At 59.6% G+C, this 16,460-nt stretch carries 18 protein-coding genes; 13 read left to right on the top strand and 5 right to left on the bottom strand.

The window, feature by feature from the left end:
* Positions 1 to 10 precede the first annotated feature (10 nt).
* Together PY649_RS11785 and thpR are read left to right on the top strand one after the other, a co-directional pair.
* The gene (locus PY649_RS11785; RefSeq protein WP_285868564.1) at positions 11 to 661 is read left to right on the top strand and encodes an arylesterase; all 651 of its coding nucleotides are present in this window, start codon (positions 11 to 13) and stop codon (positions 659 to 661) included.
* 68 nt (positions 662 to 729) lie between these two features.
* On the top strand, positions 730 to 1,326 hold the full coding sequence (gene thpR, locus PY649_RS11780; protein WP_285868561.1) for an RNA 2',3'-cyclic phosphodiesterase: 597 nt from the start codon (positions 730 to 732) through the stop codon (positions 1,324 to 1,326).
* On the opposite strand, the gene PY649_RS11775 is transcribed toward thpR, so the two are convergent.
* A complete protein-coding gene (locus PY649_RS11775) occupies positions 1,257 to 1,739 on the bottom strand; it encodes a low molecular weight protein-tyrosine-phosphatase (protein ID WP_285868560.1) in 483 nt (160 codons plus the stop codon). The two genes, thpR and PY649_RS11775, sit on opposite strands and share 70 nt — an antisense overlap.
* Positions 1,740 to 1,775: 36 nt before the next feature.
* Between PY649_RS11775 and PY649_RS11770 the strand changes: the two genes are divergently transcribed.
* From PY649_RS11770 to PY649_RS11750, 5 genes are all read left to right on the top strand, one after another.
* Entirely contained in the window at positions 1,776 to 2,081 is a 306-nt protein-coding gene (locus PY649_RS11770) for a 4a-hydroxytetrahydrobiopterin dehydratase (RefSeq protein ID WP_285868558.1), read from the top strand.
* 66 nt (positions 2,082 to 2,147) lie between these two features.
* Positions 2,148 to 2,537 carry a YkvA family protein gene (locus PY649_RS11765; RefSeq protein ID WP_285868557.1) on the top strand — a complete coding sequence of 130 codons (390 nt, stop codon included), beginning with the start codon at positions 2,148 to 2,150 and terminating at the stop codon, positions 2,535 to 2,537.
* A 333-nt stretch (positions 2,538 to 2,870) separates the two neighbouring features.
* Positions 2,871 to 3,431 (top strand): invasion associated locus B family protein, encoded by a 561-nt coding sequence (locus PY649_RS11760; RefSeq protein ID WP_285868556.1) that lies wholly within the window; start codon positions 2,871 to 2,873, stop codon positions 3,429 to 3,431.
* Between the two features lie 261 nt (positions 3,432 to 3,692).
* A complete protein-coding gene (rlmN, locus tag PY649_RS11755) occupies positions 3,693 to 4,928 on the top strand; it encodes a dual-specificity RNA methyltransferase RlmN (RefSeq protein ID WP_285868554.1) in 1,236 nt (411 codons plus the stop codon).
* 5 nt (positions 4,929 to 4,933) lie between these two features.
* Positions 4,934 to 5,362 (top strand): hypothetical protein, encoded by a 429-nt coding sequence (locus tag PY649_RS11750; protein WP_285868553.1) that lies wholly within the window; start codon positions 4,934 to 4,936, stop codon positions 5,360 to 5,362.
* Here the strand turns inward: PY649_RS11750 and PY649_RS11745 are convergent.
* Both PY649_RS11745 and PY649_RS11740 read right to left on the bottom strand, forming a co-directional pair.
* Positions 5,346 to 5,987, bottom strand: coding sequence for a LysE family translocator (locus PY649_RS11745; protein ID WP_285868551.1), 642 nt, complete (start codon positions 5,985 to 5,987; stop codon positions 5,346 to 5,348). The genes PY649_RS11750 and PY649_RS11745 overlap by 17 nt on opposite strands.
* Positions 5,988 to 6,050: 63 nt before the next feature.
* Positions 6,051 to 6,905, bottom strand: coding sequence for an SDR family NAD(P)-dependent oxidoreductase (locus PY649_RS11740; RefSeq protein ID WP_285868550.1), 855 nt, complete (start codon positions 6,903 to 6,905; stop codon positions 6,051 to 6,053).
* Positions 6,906 to 7,137: 232 nt separating this feature from the next.
* Here PY649_RS11740 and PY649_RS11735 point away from each other — a divergent pair, with 232 nt between their 5' ends.
* Positions 7,138 to 8,361: an argininosuccinate synthase gene (locus PY649_RS11735; protein WP_285868549.1), complete on the top strand. Its 1,224-nt coding sequence runs from the start codon at positions 7,138 to 7,140 to the stop codon at positions 8,359 to 8,361.
* Positions 8,362 to 8,429: 68 nt separating this feature from the next.
* Here PY649_RS11735 and PY649_RS11730 read toward each other — a convergent pair whose 3' ends face one another.
* Positions 8,430 to 8,912, bottom strand: a complete 483-nt coding sequence (locus PY649_RS11730) for a MarR family winged helix-turn-helix transcriptional regulator (protein WP_285868547.1) — start codon at positions 8,910 to 8,912, stop codon at positions 8,430 to 8,432.
* 159 nt (positions 8,913 to 9,071) lie between these two features.
* Between PY649_RS11730 and PY649_RS11725 the strand changes: the two genes are divergently transcribed.
* Together PY649_RS11725 and PY649_RS11720 are read left to right on the top strand one after the other, a co-directional pair.
* Positions 9,072 to 9,713, top strand: coding sequence for a LysE family translocator (locus tag PY649_RS11725; protein ID WP_285868546.1), 642 nt, complete (start codon positions 9,072 to 9,074; stop codon positions 9,711 to 9,713).
* A 97-nt stretch (positions 9,714 to 9,810) separates the two neighbouring features.
* Complete coding sequence (locus PY649_RS11720; RefSeq protein ID WP_285868544.1) at positions 9,811 to 11,874, top strand: M3 family metallopeptidase; 2,064 nt, start codon at positions 9,811 to 9,813, stop codon at positions 11,872 to 11,874.
* Between the two features lie 100 nt (positions 11,875 to 11,974).
* Here the strand turns inward: PY649_RS11720 and PY649_RS11715 are convergent, their stop codons facing one another.
* Positions 11,975 to 12,439: a MarR family winged helix-turn-helix transcriptional regulator gene (locus PY649_RS11715; protein ID WP_285868543.1), complete on the bottom strand. Its 465-nt coding sequence runs from the start codon at positions 12,437 to 12,439 to the stop codon at positions 11,975 to 11,977.
* A 121-nt stretch (positions 12,440 to 12,560) separates the two neighbouring features.
* On the opposite strand from PY649_RS11715, the gene PY649_RS11710 reads away from it, so the two are divergent.
* From PY649_RS11710 to typA, 3 genes are all read left to right on the top strand, one after another.
* Positions 12,561 to 13,244 carry a glutathione S-transferase family protein gene (locus tag PY649_RS11710; protein ID WP_285868678.1) on the top strand — a complete coding sequence of 228 codons (684 nt, stop codon included), beginning with the start codon at positions 12,561 to 12,563 and terminating at the stop codon, positions 13,242 to 13,244.
* Positions 13,245 to 13,393: 149 nt separating this feature from the next.
* Complete coding sequence (locus PY649_RS11705) at positions 13,394 to 14,275, top strand: transglutaminase domain-containing protein (protein WP_285868542.1); 882 nt, start codon at positions 13,394 to 13,396, stop codon at positions 14,273 to 14,275.
* Positions 14,276 to 14,491: 216 nt separating this feature from the next.
* Complete coding sequence (gene typA / locus PY649_RS11700; protein WP_285868541.1) at positions 14,492 to 16,309, top strand: translational GTPase TypA; 1,818 nt, start codon at positions 14,492 to 14,494, stop codon at positions 16,307 to 16,309.
* The last annotated feature ends 151 nt before the right edge of the window (positions 16,310 to 16,460 follow it).

The raw sequence follows: 16,460 nt of genomic DNA, 5'->3' as shown, positions 1-16,460 counted from the left end.
GGAATAGATCATGAGTTTTAAAGTTGCCGCGTTTCACTTCGCTGTCATTGCTTTCGGTCTTTTCTTTGGCGCGGCCGGTGCCGCCGATGCTCGGACGATCCAATTGGTCGGCCTCGGCGACAGCCTGATGGCCGGTTTCCAGCTGCCGCCGGGCGACGGATTTCCCGCCAAGCTGGAGGCAGCGCTGAAGGCCAAGGGGCTGGATGTGGCAATCGCCGATGCCGGCGTGTCAGGGGACACCAGCTCTGGCGGCCTGTCGCGCATCGACTGGTCGGTGCCGGATGGAACCGACGGCGTTATTCTCGAGCTCGGCGCCAATGATGCATTGCGCGGCATTCCGCCCGAACAGACGGAAAAGAACCTCGACACCATCATCAGTCGGCTGAAGGAGCGCAACATTCCCGTCCTGCTCGCCGGCATGCTGGCGCCGCCGAACATGGGCCCGGATTATGCAGCCAGGTTCAACTCGATGTACAAGCGGTTAGCCGACAAATATCGACTCACGCTCTATCCATTTTTTCTCGATGGCGTTGCCATGCATGCGGATCTACAGTTAAAGGATGGCATGCATCCGAACCCGCAGGGCGTCGACATCATGGTGCAGCGCTTCCAGCCCGTAGCGACCAGTTTCATTGGGACGATTGCCGCAGGCGCGAAATAGGAGCTTGCACCGGCTGCAATTGCATGATTCCCTGCTGATATCTGCAAGAGATTCGGGGAGTGCTCGTTATGCCGAGACTTTTTACCGCCCTCGAAATTCCGCGCAACGCGGCCATGAGCCTTTCGTTGTTGCGCGGCGGTCTTCCCGGAGCCCGGTGGATCGACGTTGAAAATTACCACATCACTCTTCGTTTCATCGGCGACGTCGATGGTCGCACTGCGGATGAAATCGTCGAGCGGCTGGATCGCATCGATCGGCCCGAGTTCCAGCTTCGGCTGGAAGGCATCGGCTCCTTTGGCTCGAAGAAACCGCATTCGGTCTGGGCCGGCGTTACGCAGACGCCCGATATGTATGCGCTGCAGGGCGAGATCGAACGGATCTGCCAGCGCATCGGCTTGCCGCCGGACCCGCGGAAGTTCACGCCGCATGTCACGCTGGCGCGGCTGAAGTCTTCGCGTGTCGACGATGTCGTGCACTATCTCTCCGGCCGCGGCAACTTTCACACCGCTCCGTTCACGGTAGGGCGCTTCGTGCTGTTGTCATCGCGCGAATCGGTCGGCGGTGGTCCCTATCTCACCGAAGAGGTTTTTCCCCTTCACGAGGCCCGCAGTGCTTTTCCCACCATGGGCAACAGCGCAATGCAGCCAGCCAAGAGCTTGGTGTAGACCGCTTCGAAATCCTCATGGCCTCCGTAGTAGGGGTCAGGAATGTCTTTGTTGCTGCCAAGCGTGAAGGCGTTGAAGAGGTGGAGCTTGCCGAGTGCATCGGCAGGCGCGATTTTGCGTAAATTCTTCAAATTGTCTTGATCCATTGCCAGGATCAGGTCGAAACGATCGAAGTCGGCAACTTCGATGCGGCGGGCGCGTTGACCGGAAATGTCGACGCCGTGGTCTGCGGCCGCGGCTATTGAGCGGCGGTCCGGCCTCTCGCCCTGATGCCAGCCGCCGGTGCCGGCCGAATCGATCTCGAACTCGGAGGCACGGCCAGCTTCTGTCGCAAGATGGCGGAAGATGCCTTCGGCGAGCGGTGAACGGCAGATATTGCCAGCGCAAACAAAAAGAATCTTGTGACGGTCCATGGTATCGTTCAACCGATTGAGAGGAGTGATCTTGTCATGAAATACGAAAAGCTGGAACCGGCGGCAATTGATGAAAACGTCGCTGAGCTCAGCGGCTGGGCCTTGGCGGCCGACCGCCTGTCGATTTCAAAGAGCTTCAAATTCCGCAATTTCGTCGAAGCCTTCGGCTTCATGACCGAGGCGGCCCTGGCGGCGGAGAAGTTCAATCACCATCCTGAATGGTTCAACGTTTATTCCCGCGTCGACGTGAAACTGACGACGCATGATGCCAATGGCCTGACGGAGCAGGACATCAAGCTCGCCAAAGCTATGGAAAAGGCCGCAACGCGGCGAGCTGATTGAATCGCAGGTACCCATCACCATATGTTTGATGCGGCCCAGGAAGGGCTTCCTATAGGGATGAGTGGAATGGATGACATCAAGTACGGGGAAATCCTGATGCCTGGTGACGAAGAGACGCAGGAACGGCAGGAGAAGACGGTGCGCAGCAAGTTCTGGCCGACCCTGCGCAGGGCTGCGCGCTATATCCCGTTTTCCCGCGATGTCGTCGCAGCCTTCTATTGCGCGCTCGATCCGCAGACGCCAACGCGTGTTCGCGGCATTCTGCTGGCAGCGCTCGGCTATTTCGTCATGCCGGTCGATATCATCCCGGATTTTTTTGCCGTCATCGGCTTTTCGGATGATGTCGCGGTGCTGACGATTGCCTTTGGCATGATCAAGGGCCACATTCGCCAGGAGCATTATGACGCCGCGGATCGGGCCTTGGCCGACGAGCTCGAGGCAGCGAAGACGGCTTAATTCCCGTGCGATCGGCCGTTACGGATTCCTGCCGGGTTTCCAGACTTTTATGAGGCGTTCCTGATTTTAGAGAGGTCAAACTCTTGCCTGAATCTTTTTGTCTTAAATCGATTCCGTAGGGTGGTGTTTCACCATCCGGGTTTTCCAATTCTTCCTGATGTATTTCGGGCCTGGCGCGGCACCTTGAATCGAAATGACACAGACCAGGGGCGGTCACCGCCCCGTTGACGGTTTGGTAACCTAAATAAAGTCAAAATAGGGCAGCTCATGAGCATAGGTGTGCGTTACTCAAATCGCCTCGAGCTCTGGACCGCAAGAAATCGGCAGGAAACCATGTTTGTAAAAAGCTTCGCAATCGCCCTCTCGCTCGTTCTGGCCGGCACCGGCATCGCATCCGCGCAGACCAAGGCCAAGAAGCAGACGGCGCCCGCACAGGCGCAGGCAGCGGCACCGGCGGCTCCGACTCGCATCCAGCAGTTCGACGCCTGGGGTGCCTATTCCTACCAGTCCGGGGCCGGCAAGGTCTGCTACGTTCTCTCCGTGCCGACGGCCAAGCTTCCGGCCTCCGGTATCGACCATGGCGACAACTTCTTCATCGTTTCCCAGCGTCCGGGCCAGAACATCTCCTACGAACCGCAGGCGATGATGGGCTATCCGCTCAAGGAGAATTCGAAGGTCGACGTGGTCATCGACAACAAGACCTTCGTGATGTTCACCAAGGACAAGGCCGCGTGGGTCGAGAATGCCGCCCAGGAGCCGGCGCTGGTCGCAGCGCTGAAGTCGGGCCATTCGCTGAAGGTCACCGCGACCTCGAAGAAGGGCACCGGCACCTCCTACACCTACTCGCTGAAGGGCGTCAGCGCCGCGCTGAAGCAGATCGAAAGCTGTAAATAAGATCGATACAGCCTGATCACGGCAAAGTGATCGCAGGCTTTGTGGAGACCGAAACGATGAGGCCGGCCCGCGTGGCTGGCCTTCTGCTTTTCCAGGAGGGATGACGCGGGCTGAAATTAATGCTAAAGGCCCGCCGATGAGCGGTGTATTCGCAATTTCTTTGCTCCGCACCAAATGAACCTTCTGATCTCAGTGCCTTGCCCGCGCCCACAGCTTTCAAGCTTTTGGGGGCATCGCCGATATGAACCATGGAATGATCCTATGTCCGCGATCGATGTCATGACCCCACCCAAGCTGAAGCCGATGCCGGTCTCGCATCCGGTCGAGCTCTCGCCGAAGCCGTCGTTAATCGGCATGACGCGCGAGGAAATGGGTGCGGCGCTCAAGGAAAAGGGCGTCGCCGTCAAGCAGATCAAGATGCGCGTCAGCCAGCTCTGGAACTGGATCTATGTGCGCGGCGTCTCCGATTTCGATGCCATGGCGAATGTCTCCAAGGACATGCGCGAGATGCTGAAGACGCATTTCACCATCGCCCGGCCGGAGATCGTCGAGGAGCAGGTTTCGAACGACGGTACCCGCAAATGGCTGCTGCGTTTCCCGCCACGCGGAGCAGGCCGGCCGGTCGAAGTGGAAACCGTCTACATTCCGGAAGAGGGCCGCGGCACACTTTGCATTTCCAGCCAGGTCGGCTGTTCGCTCACCTGTTCGTTCTGTCACACCGGTACGCAGCGCCTCGTCCGCAACCTGACGGCCGAGGAGATCCTGTCGCAATTGCTTCTCGCGCGTGACCGGCTCGGTGATTTTCCGGACCGTGAGGCGCCGCAAGGGACAGTTATGCCAGCCGAAGGCCGCAAGGTCAGCAACATCGTTATGATGGGCATGGGCGAACCGCTCTACAATTTCGAGAGCGTCAAGACGGCGCTGCTGATCGCCTCCGATGGCGATGGTCTGTCGCTCTCCAAGCGCCGCATCACGCTTTCCACCTCCGGCGTCGTGCCGGAAATCTACCGCACCGGCGACGAGATCGGTGTCATGCTGGCAATCTCGCTGCACGCCGTACGGGATGACCTGCGCGACATGCTGGTCCCGATCAATAAGAAATATCCGTTGAAGGAGTTGATGGACGCCTGCCGCGCCTATCCCGGCCTTTCGAACGCCAGGCGCATCACTTTCGAATATGTGATGCTGAAGGGCGTCAACGACAGCCTCGAAGACGCAAAAGGCCTGGTCCAGCTTCTGAAAGGCATTCCGGCAAAGATCAATCTCATCCCGTTCAATCCCTGGCCGGGCACGAATTACCAGTGTTCCGAGTGGGAGCAGATCGAGAAGTTTGCCGATTTCATCAACGCGGCCGGCTACGCCTCGCCGATCCGCACACCGCGCGGCCGCGATATCCTTGCCGCCTGCGGCCAGCTGAAGTCGGAATCGGAGCGCATGCGCAAGACCGAACGACTGGCTTTCGAAGCCATGATGATCGCCAACCACGGCGAGGATTGAGACTGATGCTGCTCGGTTTGCGCAGGCCGATGCGGCTTCTGTGGGGCTATCTCGGAGCCTGTGTTCTGATGGGCTTCGTGCTGGCTTGCGTTGCGGCCTGGACGATGCCGGGGATGGCCGCACCGGAATTGTTCGCACTGACCATCGCGATGACCAAGCTGGCGATGATAGTCAGCGTCGTGCCATCGCTTGTCGTCATTGCGATTTTCGAATGGCGCGGCATGCGCCGCTGGTACGGTTATGCTATCTATGGCGCCTTGCTGTCGGCAGCGGCCTCAGTCCTCATCTCGGGCAACCTGGAGAGGCCGCAGACCCTGAACCTGATCACCGTCGTCGTTTGCTTTGCATTTCTCGGCGCCACCAGCGCCACACTCTATTGGTGGATCGCTGGCCGGTTTGCGGGACGCGTCGCTGTTTTCACCGGGAATGGGTGAGGAAGATCTTCACCGCGAAGACCGAAAAGACGCTGGCAAAGGTGTAGTCGAGGCCGCGCATGACGCCGCGGTTCTTCTGCAGCCAGGACGCCAGACCATCGGCGGCAAGGACGACGATGGTGTTTACCGGCATGCCGATCAGGATGAAGAAGAAGCCCAGGAACAGGAGCTTGTGCGTGACGGCCGGATCGCCCGCGGTGACGAACTGCGGCAGGAAGGTCATGAAAAAGATGATGACCTTCGGATTCAGCAGATTGACCCAGAAGCCCGTTGAAACGTTGGTGAGTGGCGTGCCCCTGGCCTCATCGACCTTCTTGACCGACAGGCTGGAGCCGAAACGGATCGCCTGGATCGCCAGCCACAGCAGGTAGGCGGCGCCGCCGGTTTTCAGAATGGTGAAGGCAAGCGGCGATGCGGTAATCAAGGCTGAAACGCCGAAAGCCACCAGGCATGTATGGACGACAATGCCGAGACTGGTGCCAAGGACCACGAAAAGTGCCGCCTTCTTGCCCTGCGCCAAGGCGCGGCTGATCGACAGGGTCATATCGGGCCCTGGGGTTGCCGCCAGCAGCAAGCTCGCGGCAGAAAAAGCCAGAAGGGTCGGCAGGCTGGGTATGAAGTCCATGACATGCTCCGAAAGCCGGATAAAAGGATCAATGTTTTTATCCGGCTTTCAGCGCTTTGCAAATCAATCCTTCTTTTCAAGGAATGCCTTGAACTTGTCGGCATAGTCGGGATGCCAGCGCGACAGCGGCGGGCGGTTTTCGATGATGTCGCCGGCCGCCCAGAGCATGCGGCGCTCGTCGGTCGGCCGCTGCACGTCGTTGTCGGGGCAGAGGATGTAGAAGTCGCCGCGCTTGATGCTCTCCACCATGAAATCGACCGTCTGTTCCGGTGTCCAGGCGCCTGCCGGTTTTTCCTGGCGGTCACCCTTGGTGAGGCCGGTGAAGACAAAGCCGGGGATCAGGAGATGCGCGGCGATCTTGGCGCCTGCGGTATTGCGCAGCTCGTGCTGCAGGGCCTCTGTGAAGACCTTCACGCCGGCCTTGGAGACGTTATAGGCCGGATTGCCGGGCGGCGTGGTGATGCCCTGCTTCGATCCGGTGTTGATAATCAGGCCGGGTTTGCCATGGGCGAGCATGCCGGGTCCGAAAACGCGCGTACCGTTGATGACCCCCATTAGATTGACACCAAGGATGTTGTCCCAGCCGGCCTGCGGGCTGAAAATCGAGGTTTCCGGCCCGATGCCGGCATTGTTCATCAGCACGTGCACCCGGCCGAAATGCTGCAGGACAGCGCGTTCGAGAGCCTCCAGCTGTTCCTTATGAGCAACGTCGGTCTCGACGGCCATGATCTGATCCACGCCGGCGATCGCTTCGAGCTCGGCGCGCGCGGCGGCCAGCCGGTCGCGGCCGAGATCGGCGATCGCAACGCTCATGCCGAGCTTTGCGAAATATTTCGCCGCCGCAAGTCCGATGCCGGAGGCGCCGCCGGTGATGACGGCGACATTGGCCTTCTTGAAAATCTCTTGAATATCAGTCACGAGCGTCGCCTTCCCCAAAATGTTGTCTGCATACTGGAGATATGATCCCTCGATTTGATGTGTCAAATCGAAATCAGGCATCGCAGAGGCAGATACCGCGCTTGCCTTGTCACGAACGCGACATGAACTGACTGCCCTTCCCCTTGCGCCTCGCGATAATCTCGCTAAAAGTGCCGCGATACAGGGTTGGCGGGCCTCTCCGCGGGCTCGCATTGAAACGGACCTCATCATCATGGCATCACATAAAGACGTGAAGAAAGTCGTTCTCGCCTATTCCGGCGGTCTCGACACCTCGATTATCCTGAAGTGGCTGCAGACGGAACTCGGCGCCGAAGTCGTCACCTTCACCGCCGATCTCGGTCAGGGCGAAGAGCTCGAGCCGGCGCGCAAGAAGGCCGAGATGCTCGGCATCAAGGAAATCTATATCGAGGACGTGCGCGAAGAGTTCGTGCGCGATTTCGTCTTCCCGATGTTCCGTGCCAATGCGGTTTATGAAGGCGTCTATCTGCTCGGCACGTCCATCGCGCGCCCGCTGATCTCCAAGCACCTGATCGATATTGCCCGCAAGACCGGTGCCGATGCGATCGCCCATGGCGCGACCGGCAAGGGCAACGACCAGGTCCGCTTCGAACTGTCGGCCTATGCGCTGAACCCCGACATCAAGATCATCGCCCCGTGGCGCGACTGGTCGTTCAAGAGCCGCACCGACCTGCTCGAATTCGCCGAAAAGCATCAGATTCCGGTTGCCAAGGACAAGAAGGGCGAAGCGCCGTTCTCGGTCGATGCCAACCTGCTGCACTCCTCTTCCGAAGGCAAGGTTCTGGAAGATCCGTCGCAGGAAGCGCCGGAATATGTGCACATGCGCACGATTTCGCCGGAAGCCGCTCCCGACAAGGCGACCGTCATCAAGGTCGGCTTCGAAAAGGGTGATGCCGTTTCGATCAACGGGCAGCGCATGAGCCCGGCGACGTTGCTTGCAACGCTCAACAACTACGGCCGTGACAACGGCATCGGTCGCCTCGATCTCGTCGAGAACCGCTATGTCGGCATGAAGTCGCGCGGCGTCTACGAGACCCCCGGCGGCACGATCCTGCTTGCTGCCCACCGCGCCATCGAATCCATCACGCTCGATCGCGGCGCAGCTCACCTCAAGGATGAGCTGATGCCGCGTTACGCGGAGCTTATCTACTACGGCTTCTGGTTCTCGCCGGAACGCGAAATGCTGCAGGCGCTGATCGACAAGAGCCAGGAGCATGTCGAAGGTGAGGTGACGCTGAAGCTTTACAAGGGCAACGTCATGGTCATCGGCCGTGAAAGCCCGAAGTCGCTTTATTCCGACAAGCTGGTGACCTTCGAAGACGACCAGGGTGCCTACGACCAGAAGGATGCGGCTGGCTTCATCAAGCTCAATGCGCTGCGTCTGCGCACGCTCGGCAAACGCAATCTGTCGAAGTAATCAGATTTCCAACAAAAAGACCCGCTTCCGATTGCCGGAGGCGGGTTTTTTATGCGGAGGGCGTGAATTTACTCTACAGCCCTCAATTCGCGTTCCATCTCTGCCGGCTGCTCCGCGTTCTGCAGATTGGTGCGGAAAGTGCGGAGTGCATGCTGAAGGTCATCCTGCAAACCGTGATCGAAGCCTTGCATCGCGTCCTTCTCCACCGCGCAAATCTCGCAGCCGATCTGTTTCAGCTTGGCGCCTGCCTCCTCCGACAGGACGATGCGCTTGGCGCGACGGTCGAGCGGATCGGGCTGACGCTCGATCAAGCCGCGCGCCTGCAATTTGTCGAGAAAGGCGCTGACCGTCATCGGCTCCAGCCCCATGCGAGTGGCGATATCGAGCTGACGGCTGCCGTTAACGGCCGCGACCTGGATCAGCGTGCGCGCTTCACCTGCCGTCAAACCGAGTCCCGCTGCCATGATGCGCCGTTCAAATGCTGCTCGCATTAGTCTGGCGCAATCCGCCACAAGAAAGGCAAGTGAATCCGTATCTATCCTGCTACTCATAAGCGCTTCCCTACCTACGCTTGTTTTTAGGCCCCGATAAATCTTTATTGATTTCACCCCTCGAATACAATGGATTCTTCATTCCTCAAGCAACTTGTTTAGCTTGACCGGATCTGGCGCCTTGTTAATCTGCCGCCATCACCATCGGGAACTTCCAATATGACGCAATCACTTATCGTCGGCGCCTTCCTGGCGGCGCTGTTCTATGTGCTTATTCCCGGCCCCGCTTTCCTGGCGCTGCTTGGCATCGGTGCGGGGCAGGGGCGCAAGGCCGGTGCTTTCTTCATGAGCGGCCATCTCGTCGGAGATCTCGTATGGTCGTCGCTCGCTCTGGTTGCAATCGTTGGTGCGAAAACTATCGGCACCTTTGTCTTCGATCTGCTGGGATTGCTCTGCGGCTTCTATCTTGCTTGGATCGGCTGGAGTGCCGTCACCGCCAAGCCGAAGAAGGATGGCAAGGCGTTGCTCAATGTCGACCGCCCGTTCCGCCGCGGCCTGATCTTCGGCGTCACCAACCCCAAAGGATATCCTGTCGCACTGGCAACCTTTACCGCACTGGTGGCGGGCTCGGCGGGAGCATTGACGTTCAACGCGCTGCCGCTGCTGCTCACCGTTTCCTTCGCCGGCTTCGTCACGGCCGACATTATCCTGATCGGCATTATCGGTGCGGGCACGGTCCGGCGTTTCTATCGTGCTCACGAGCGGCTGATCGTGCGCTGCTCCGGAGTGTTGTTCATGGGCTTTGCGGCACAGGCGCTGTGGCACGCGACACCCGGCTTGCTCGGCTGGCGTAAAGCCTGAACATTCCTCTTTATTTGTTCCGCCCTCGCCATACTAATTTGGCGGATGGGGCCTTATATCGTGTTTCGATCAGATGCCTGCCGAAAGGACCGCTTGCATGTCTTCCCAAACCGCCGTCAACCCAGCGCTCGTCGAATGGACAGGACATCAGGGCCTGCCGCGTTTCGACGCCGTGAAAGACGCCGATTTTGCGCCTGCCTTTGAAGCAGCTCTTACGTCGCACAATGCGGAGATCGATGCGATCGCCGACAATGGCGAGGCGCCGACATTTGCCAACACTGTTACCGCGCTCGAAAGCGCCGGTGACGAGTTGTCACGGGTGTCCTCTCTGTTCTGGAACCGGGCTGGGGCGCATACCAACGAAGTGATCCAGGCCCTGGAGCGTGAGATCGCTCCGAAGATGTCGCGGCATTATTCGAAGATCGGTATGAATGCCGCGCTTTTCGCCCGCATCGACGCGCTTTGGGAAGCGCGCGAAGACCTCGGCCTGACGGTGGAAGAGACCCGCGTGCTGGAGCGGCATTGGAAGGGTTTCGTGAAGTCGGGCGCCAAGCTGCCGAAGGCGGAACAGGAGCGGCTTGCCGAGATCAACGAGAAGCTGGCGGGCCTCGGCGCGCAGTTCGGCCAGAATGTGCTTGCCGATGAAAAGGGCTGGGCGCTGATCCTCTCCGAAGAGGCGGATCTTGCCGGTCTTCCCGATTTTCTGAGGGATGCGATGGCGGCGGCAGCGCGCGAGCGCGGCGAAGAGGGCAAATATGCCGTCACGCTTTCGCGTTCGATCATCGAGCCCTTCCTTACGTCGTCGGAGCGTCGCGATTTGCGCGAACAGGCCTTCAAAGCCTGGGTAGCGCGCGGTGCAAACGGCAGCGGGACCGACAATCGCAACATCATCAAGGAAACCCTGGCGCTGAGGGCCGAGAAGGCCAAGCTGCTCGGCTATGGCAATTATGCCGAACTCAAGCTCGACAACACCATGGCCAAGACGCCGGAGGCCGTAAACGAGCTCCTGAAGGCCGTTTGGGCAAAGGCGGCGGAACGCGCGCGCGAGGAAGAGGGCGATATCGCCGCACTGATCGCGGAGGAAGGCCGCAATCACGAGGTCATGCCCTGGGATTGGCGGCACTATGCCGAGAAGATCCGGACGCGGAAGTTCGATTTTTCGGAAACGGAACTGAAGCCCTATCTGCAGCTCGAAAAGATCATCGCCGCCTGCTTTGATGTCGCCGGCCGTCTTTTCGGCATCCGCGCCGTCGAGCAGAAGGGCGTTCCCGCCTATCATCCAGATGTTCGCGTTTTCGAGATCCGGGATCGCTCCGACAAGCTGGTGGCGCTGTTCCTCGGTGACTATTTCGCCCGCAGCTCGAAGCGCTCCGGCGCCTGGATGAGCTCGTTTCAGTCGCAGCACAAATTGCCGCTGAAGAACGGTCACATCGGCGAACTGCCGATCATCTATAACGTCTGCAATTTCGCCAAGCCCGCCGAAGGCAAGCCGGCGCTGCTGTCGATCGACGACGCGCGCACACTGTTCCACGAATTCGGCCATGCGCTGCACGGCATGCTCTCGAACGTCACCTATCCCTCAGTTTCGGGCACCGGTGTTTCCCGCGATTTCGTCGAACTGCCGTCGCAGCTTTATGAACACTGGCTGACCGTCCCGGCGATCCTGAAGGAATATGCTGTCCACTACGAAACCGGTGCACCGATGCCGCAGGCGCTGCTCGACAAGGTTCTCGCCGCCCGCACCTTCAATGCCGGTTTCAACACTGTGGAATTCACCTCGTCGGCGCTCGTCGACATGGCGTTCCATACCCGCGGCGCCGTCGAGGATCCGATGGCGGTTCAGGCCGAGGTGCTGTCGGAGATCGGCATGCCGAAATCGATCGTCATGCGCCACGCCACACCGCACTTCCAGCACGTCTTCGCCGGCGATGGTTATTCGGCCGGCTATTATTCCTACATGTGGTCGGAAGTGCTGGATGCCGATGCCTTCGCCGCCTTCGAGGAAACCGGCGACGCTTTCGATCCGGATATGGCCGAGAAATTGAAGGCCAATATCTATTCCGTCGGTGGCTCGATCGACCCCGAAGATGCCTACAAGGCCTTCCGCGGCAAGCTGCCGAGCCCCGATGCGATGCTAAAGAAGAAGGGTCTGGCGGCTTGATTCTTGCTTTCGGCATGCAGCAAAAGTCAGTCGCGAAAGGTCAACTTTTGCGACCGGCTCATGTGGCCGCATTTGGTTTGGATTGATTTTGCCTGGCCAATCAGGATTTGCGCGAAAGCACAGCCAACAGTTCGGCCAGTTGGTCGGCTTGGGCGTTGTCTAGCTTGTCGCCCAGGTGGCGTTGAAGCGCCGAAGCATAGACGGTCCACATGCGGTTGCGCATGGCACTCCCTGCCTCGGTGATAACCACCCAGCGGCCCCGGCCGTCCTCGGAAAATACCTCGCGGTGAACAAGACCAGCCTTTTCCATCCGGTCGAGGAGGCGAGACAGGTTATGCTGCGCGAGCAGCGTGCGCTCCTCGATCTCATAGGGCCGCAACCTGCCGTCCGTGGCCCGCGCCAGCTCCAGCAGCACGTCATACCAGCCGAGTGGCGGCAGGTCGGCCGCCTTCAGATCCTGCTCGATCGCCGCAAGGACGATTTGCTGCGTGCGCATGAGGCGTACCCATGCTCGCGTGATGGCGGGCGAGGGCTGTGGGGTTTTGACATCTGAACAATCGGACATGGATGCAATTACATCTATATTGACTGGCTTGGCAAGCCTGGATATAGATGCAATTACATCTATCCTGAACGGAGATGCTTCCATGCCCCATTCGCTGGGTCAGACAATAGGAGATTTGATCATGTTCGACGCAAAGTTGACCCTCGTCAGCCACCATCTTTGCCCCTACGTTCAGCGGGCCGTCATCATGCTTACTGAAAAGGCCGTGCCATTCGAGCTCCGTTATGTCGATCTGTCGGCAAAGCCCGATTGGTTTCTTGCCATTTCTCCGCTCGGCAAGGTGCCCCTCCTGATCGTGCAGCAGCGCGACGGGGCGGAAATGGTGTTGTTCGAAAGCGCAGTGATCTGCGAATATCTTGAGGAAACTCAATCAGGCCCCAGGCTCCACCCGGCCGATCCGCTGGCGCGTGCTCGGCATCGCGGCTGGATCGAGTTCGGCTCTTCCATCCTTTCGGATTTGTGGGGGTTCGAGACCGCCAAAGATGAAGAGATCTATGAGGTCAAGCGCAACGCGTTGATCGACAAGTTTGGTCGTGTCGAGGCTGAATTGAAGGATGGACCGTTTTTCGCCGGCGGAACGTTCAGCCTGGTCGATGTGGTCTTCGCACCGATCTTCCGTTACTTTGGCGTGTTCGATACCATCACACCGGCCGGCATATTCGATGCGTTGCCGCGTGTCGCGGCATGGCGTGCAGAATTGGCTTCACGGCGAAGTGTGCGAGATGCTGTGACGCATGACTATCCCGATCGCCTCAAGGTCTTCTTGAGGGATCATGATGCGTGGCTGCTGAAGCGCGCTACCTAGCCGGGATACGATGCTACGCAAGAAGGGTCTGGCGGCCTGAATGTCCGACCGGCGAAATTGCGTCGTTCGGTGGTAAATCTGTCTGCGGGATCTGGGCGACAGCTATGCTTGGGCCTTGCTCCGATGCGGCAATTTAATCAGGGTGCGTTATGAGCGGATTCGATAGCCCTTTCGAGTACTACATGCGGCCCGGCCCGATGACCGCCGGTGGGCCGCATGCTGAGGCTCTTGCCGCGCTCGATGGAGTCGAGGGCGTTGCTGCGTCGGTGCATGGCGTGCTGCTGCATGATGCCTGGGCGCCGTGGTATCATCAGGAGCTCACGCCGGCGCGGAGGGCGCAATCTCACACGCGGCCCGTGCGGGAGATGCTCGATACTATCATGGAGATCGATCCCGCGCCGTTTGGCGTCCCGCGCCCGCCTGCCAAACGGAGCATCGGCGTTTGCCGCCATTTCGCGGCGCTTGCGTGCGCAGCGCTACGGGCTCAAGGCGTGCCAGCGCGCGCCCGCTGCGGCTTCGGCATGTATTTCGAGGCCGGCAAGGGCATCGATCACTGGATCACAGAATATTGGGATGGGCGGCGCTGGGTGTCTGCGGATTTCCAGATCGACGATCTCCAGCGTGCTGCCTTGAAGCTCGATTTCGAACCGCTTGACCTGCCGCCGGGCAAATTCCTCAGAGCTGGCGAAGCCTGGCAACGCTGCCGCGCCGGCAATGCGGATCCTGGCACCTTTGGCATCTTCGACGAGTCGGGCTTCTGGTTCATTGCGATGAATCTTGTCCGAGACTTCGCCGCCCTCAACAAAGTGGAGATGCTTCCCTGGGACAACTGGGGGCCGATGCCACAGCCTGGCGAAGAGATATCTCCGGTTCGCCTGGCAATGTTCGATCGTCTCGCCGCGCTGGCGATCGAGGTGGACGAACGTCTCGACGAGGTGAGGGCACTCTATCAGGAAGATGTCAGTTTGCGCGTGCCGGCGCAGGTGTTTAACGGTGTGCGCAAGCAGATGGAGAATGTTGCAGCGGCGTGACCGTCACAGCGCGCATGCGGTAGCTGCTGTGTTTCCTATTGATGACACTTGCTGTTGAACAACGCGAAATTGAGGCGTCGGCAGAGGTTGTAGGCGAGCTTACTGCCGCTTTCGCGCCTCCCCCCTTTCGCAAACGCGAAAAAAAGGGTATGAGCGCGCCAAATGTAATTGGCCTGTTTGCTTTATACAGCGCCCCAGCCTCAGAGATTAAGACATATGGCACTTCGCAACATCGCGATCATCGCGCACGTTGACCATGGGAAAACCACCCTTGTCGACGAGCTTCTGAAGCAGTCCGGCTCCTTCCGCGAGAACCAGCGCGTTGCCGAACGCGTCATGGACTCGAACGATCTGGAAAAGGAACGCGGCATCACCATTCTCGCCAAGGCGACCTCTGTCGTCTGGAAGGATACCCGCATCAACATTGTCGACACCCCCGGCCACGCCGACTTCGGCGGTGAGGTCGAGCGCATTCTGTCGATGGTGGACGGCGCGATCGTTCTCGTCGATGCCGCCGAAGGCCCGATGCCGCAGACCAAGTTCGTCGTCGGCAAGGCGCTGAAGGTTGGTCTTCGCCCGATCGTCGCGATCAACAAGATCGACCGTCCGGACGCCCGTGCCGACGAAGTCATCAACGAGGTCTTCGATCTCTTCGCCAATCTCGACGCCACCGACGAGCAGCTCGACTTCCCGATCCTCTACGGTTCCGGCCGTAACGGCTGGATGAACTATTCGCCCGAGGGTCCGAAGGACGAAGGTCTGGGGCCGCTGCTCGATCTCGTCGTCAAGCACGTTCCGGAGCCGACCGTCGGCGAAGGTCCGTTCCGCATGATCGGCACAATCTTGGAAGCCAACCCCTTCCTTGGCCGCATCATCACCGGCCGCATCCATTCCGGCTCCATCAAGCCGAACCAGGCCGTCAAGGTCCTGCACGCCGATGGCAACACGATCGAAACCGGCCGTATTTCCAAGATCCTCGCCTTCCGCGGCATCGAACGCCAGCCGATCGAAGAAGCGCAGGCGGGTGACATCGTCGCGATTGCCGGCCTCTCCAAGGGTACGGTCGCCGACACTTTCTGCGACCCGCAGGTCAGCGAGCCGCTGATCGCACAGCCGATCGACCCGCCGACCGTCACCATGTCCTTCATCGTCAACGACAGCCCCTACGCGGGCACCGAAGGCGACAAGGTCACCTCGCGCGTCATCCGTGACCGCCTCTTCAAGGAAGCCGAAGGCAATGTCGCGCTGAAGATCGAAGAAGCCGAAGGGAAGGACTCGTTCTATGTTTCCGGCCGCGGTGAATTGCAGCTTGCGGTTCTGATCGAAACCATGCGCCGCGAAGGCTTCGAACTCGCCGTGTCGCGTCCGCGCGTCGTCATGCACAAGGACGAGGACGGCCAGCTTCTCGAGCCGATCGAAGAAGTCGTTATCGACGTGGACGAAGAGCACTCCGGCATCGTCGTGCAGAAGATGTCCGAGCGGAAGGCCGAAATGGCCGAGCTGCGTCCTTCAGGCGGCAACCGCGTGCGTCTCGTCTTCTGGGCGCCGACCCGCGGCCTGATCGGCTATCAGTCGGAACTTTTAACAGACACCCGCGGCACGGCCGTCATGAACCGTCTGTTCCATGACTATCAGCCCTACAAGGGCGAAATCGGCGGCCGCGTCAACGGCGTGCTGCTCGCCAACGAAGCCGGCGAAGCCGTGGCCTACGCCCTGTTCAACCTGGAAGACCGCGGCCCGATGATCATCGACGCCGGCGAGAAGGTCTATGCCGGCATGATTATTGGCATCCACTCGCGCGACAACGACCTCGAAGTCAACGTGCTGAAGGGCAAGAAGCTCACCAACATCCGCGCCGCGGGCAAGGATGAAGCCGTGAAGCTCACCCCGCCGATCCGCATGACGCTCGACCGTGCGCTCTCCTGGATCCAGGACGACGAGTTGGTCGAAGTCACGCCGAAGTCGATCCGCCTGCGCAAAATGTACCTCGATCCAAACGAGCGTAAGCGTTTCGAGAAGGCTCGCTACGCATAATAGAGCGACTCGTACCGCTTCGGACGAATTGACCCCGGCCACTGTGCCGGGGTTTTATTTTGTGTGTTCGATTTTTGAGCCCTTGTGGCAAAGGTTAAAAATGCGTTAATTTTCAGCAGCCGTCCACGGATAAAGACTGTGGGCAAGTTGC

The organism is Rhizobium mayense (genome assembly GCF_030272705.1).
Lineage (GTDB): Bacteria > Pseudomonadota > Alphaproteobacteria > Rhizobiales > Rhizobiaceae > Rhizobium > Rhizobium mayense.
Note: the sequence above shows the minus strand (reverse complement) of the source record. Positions and strands in the feature narration are given on the sequence as shown.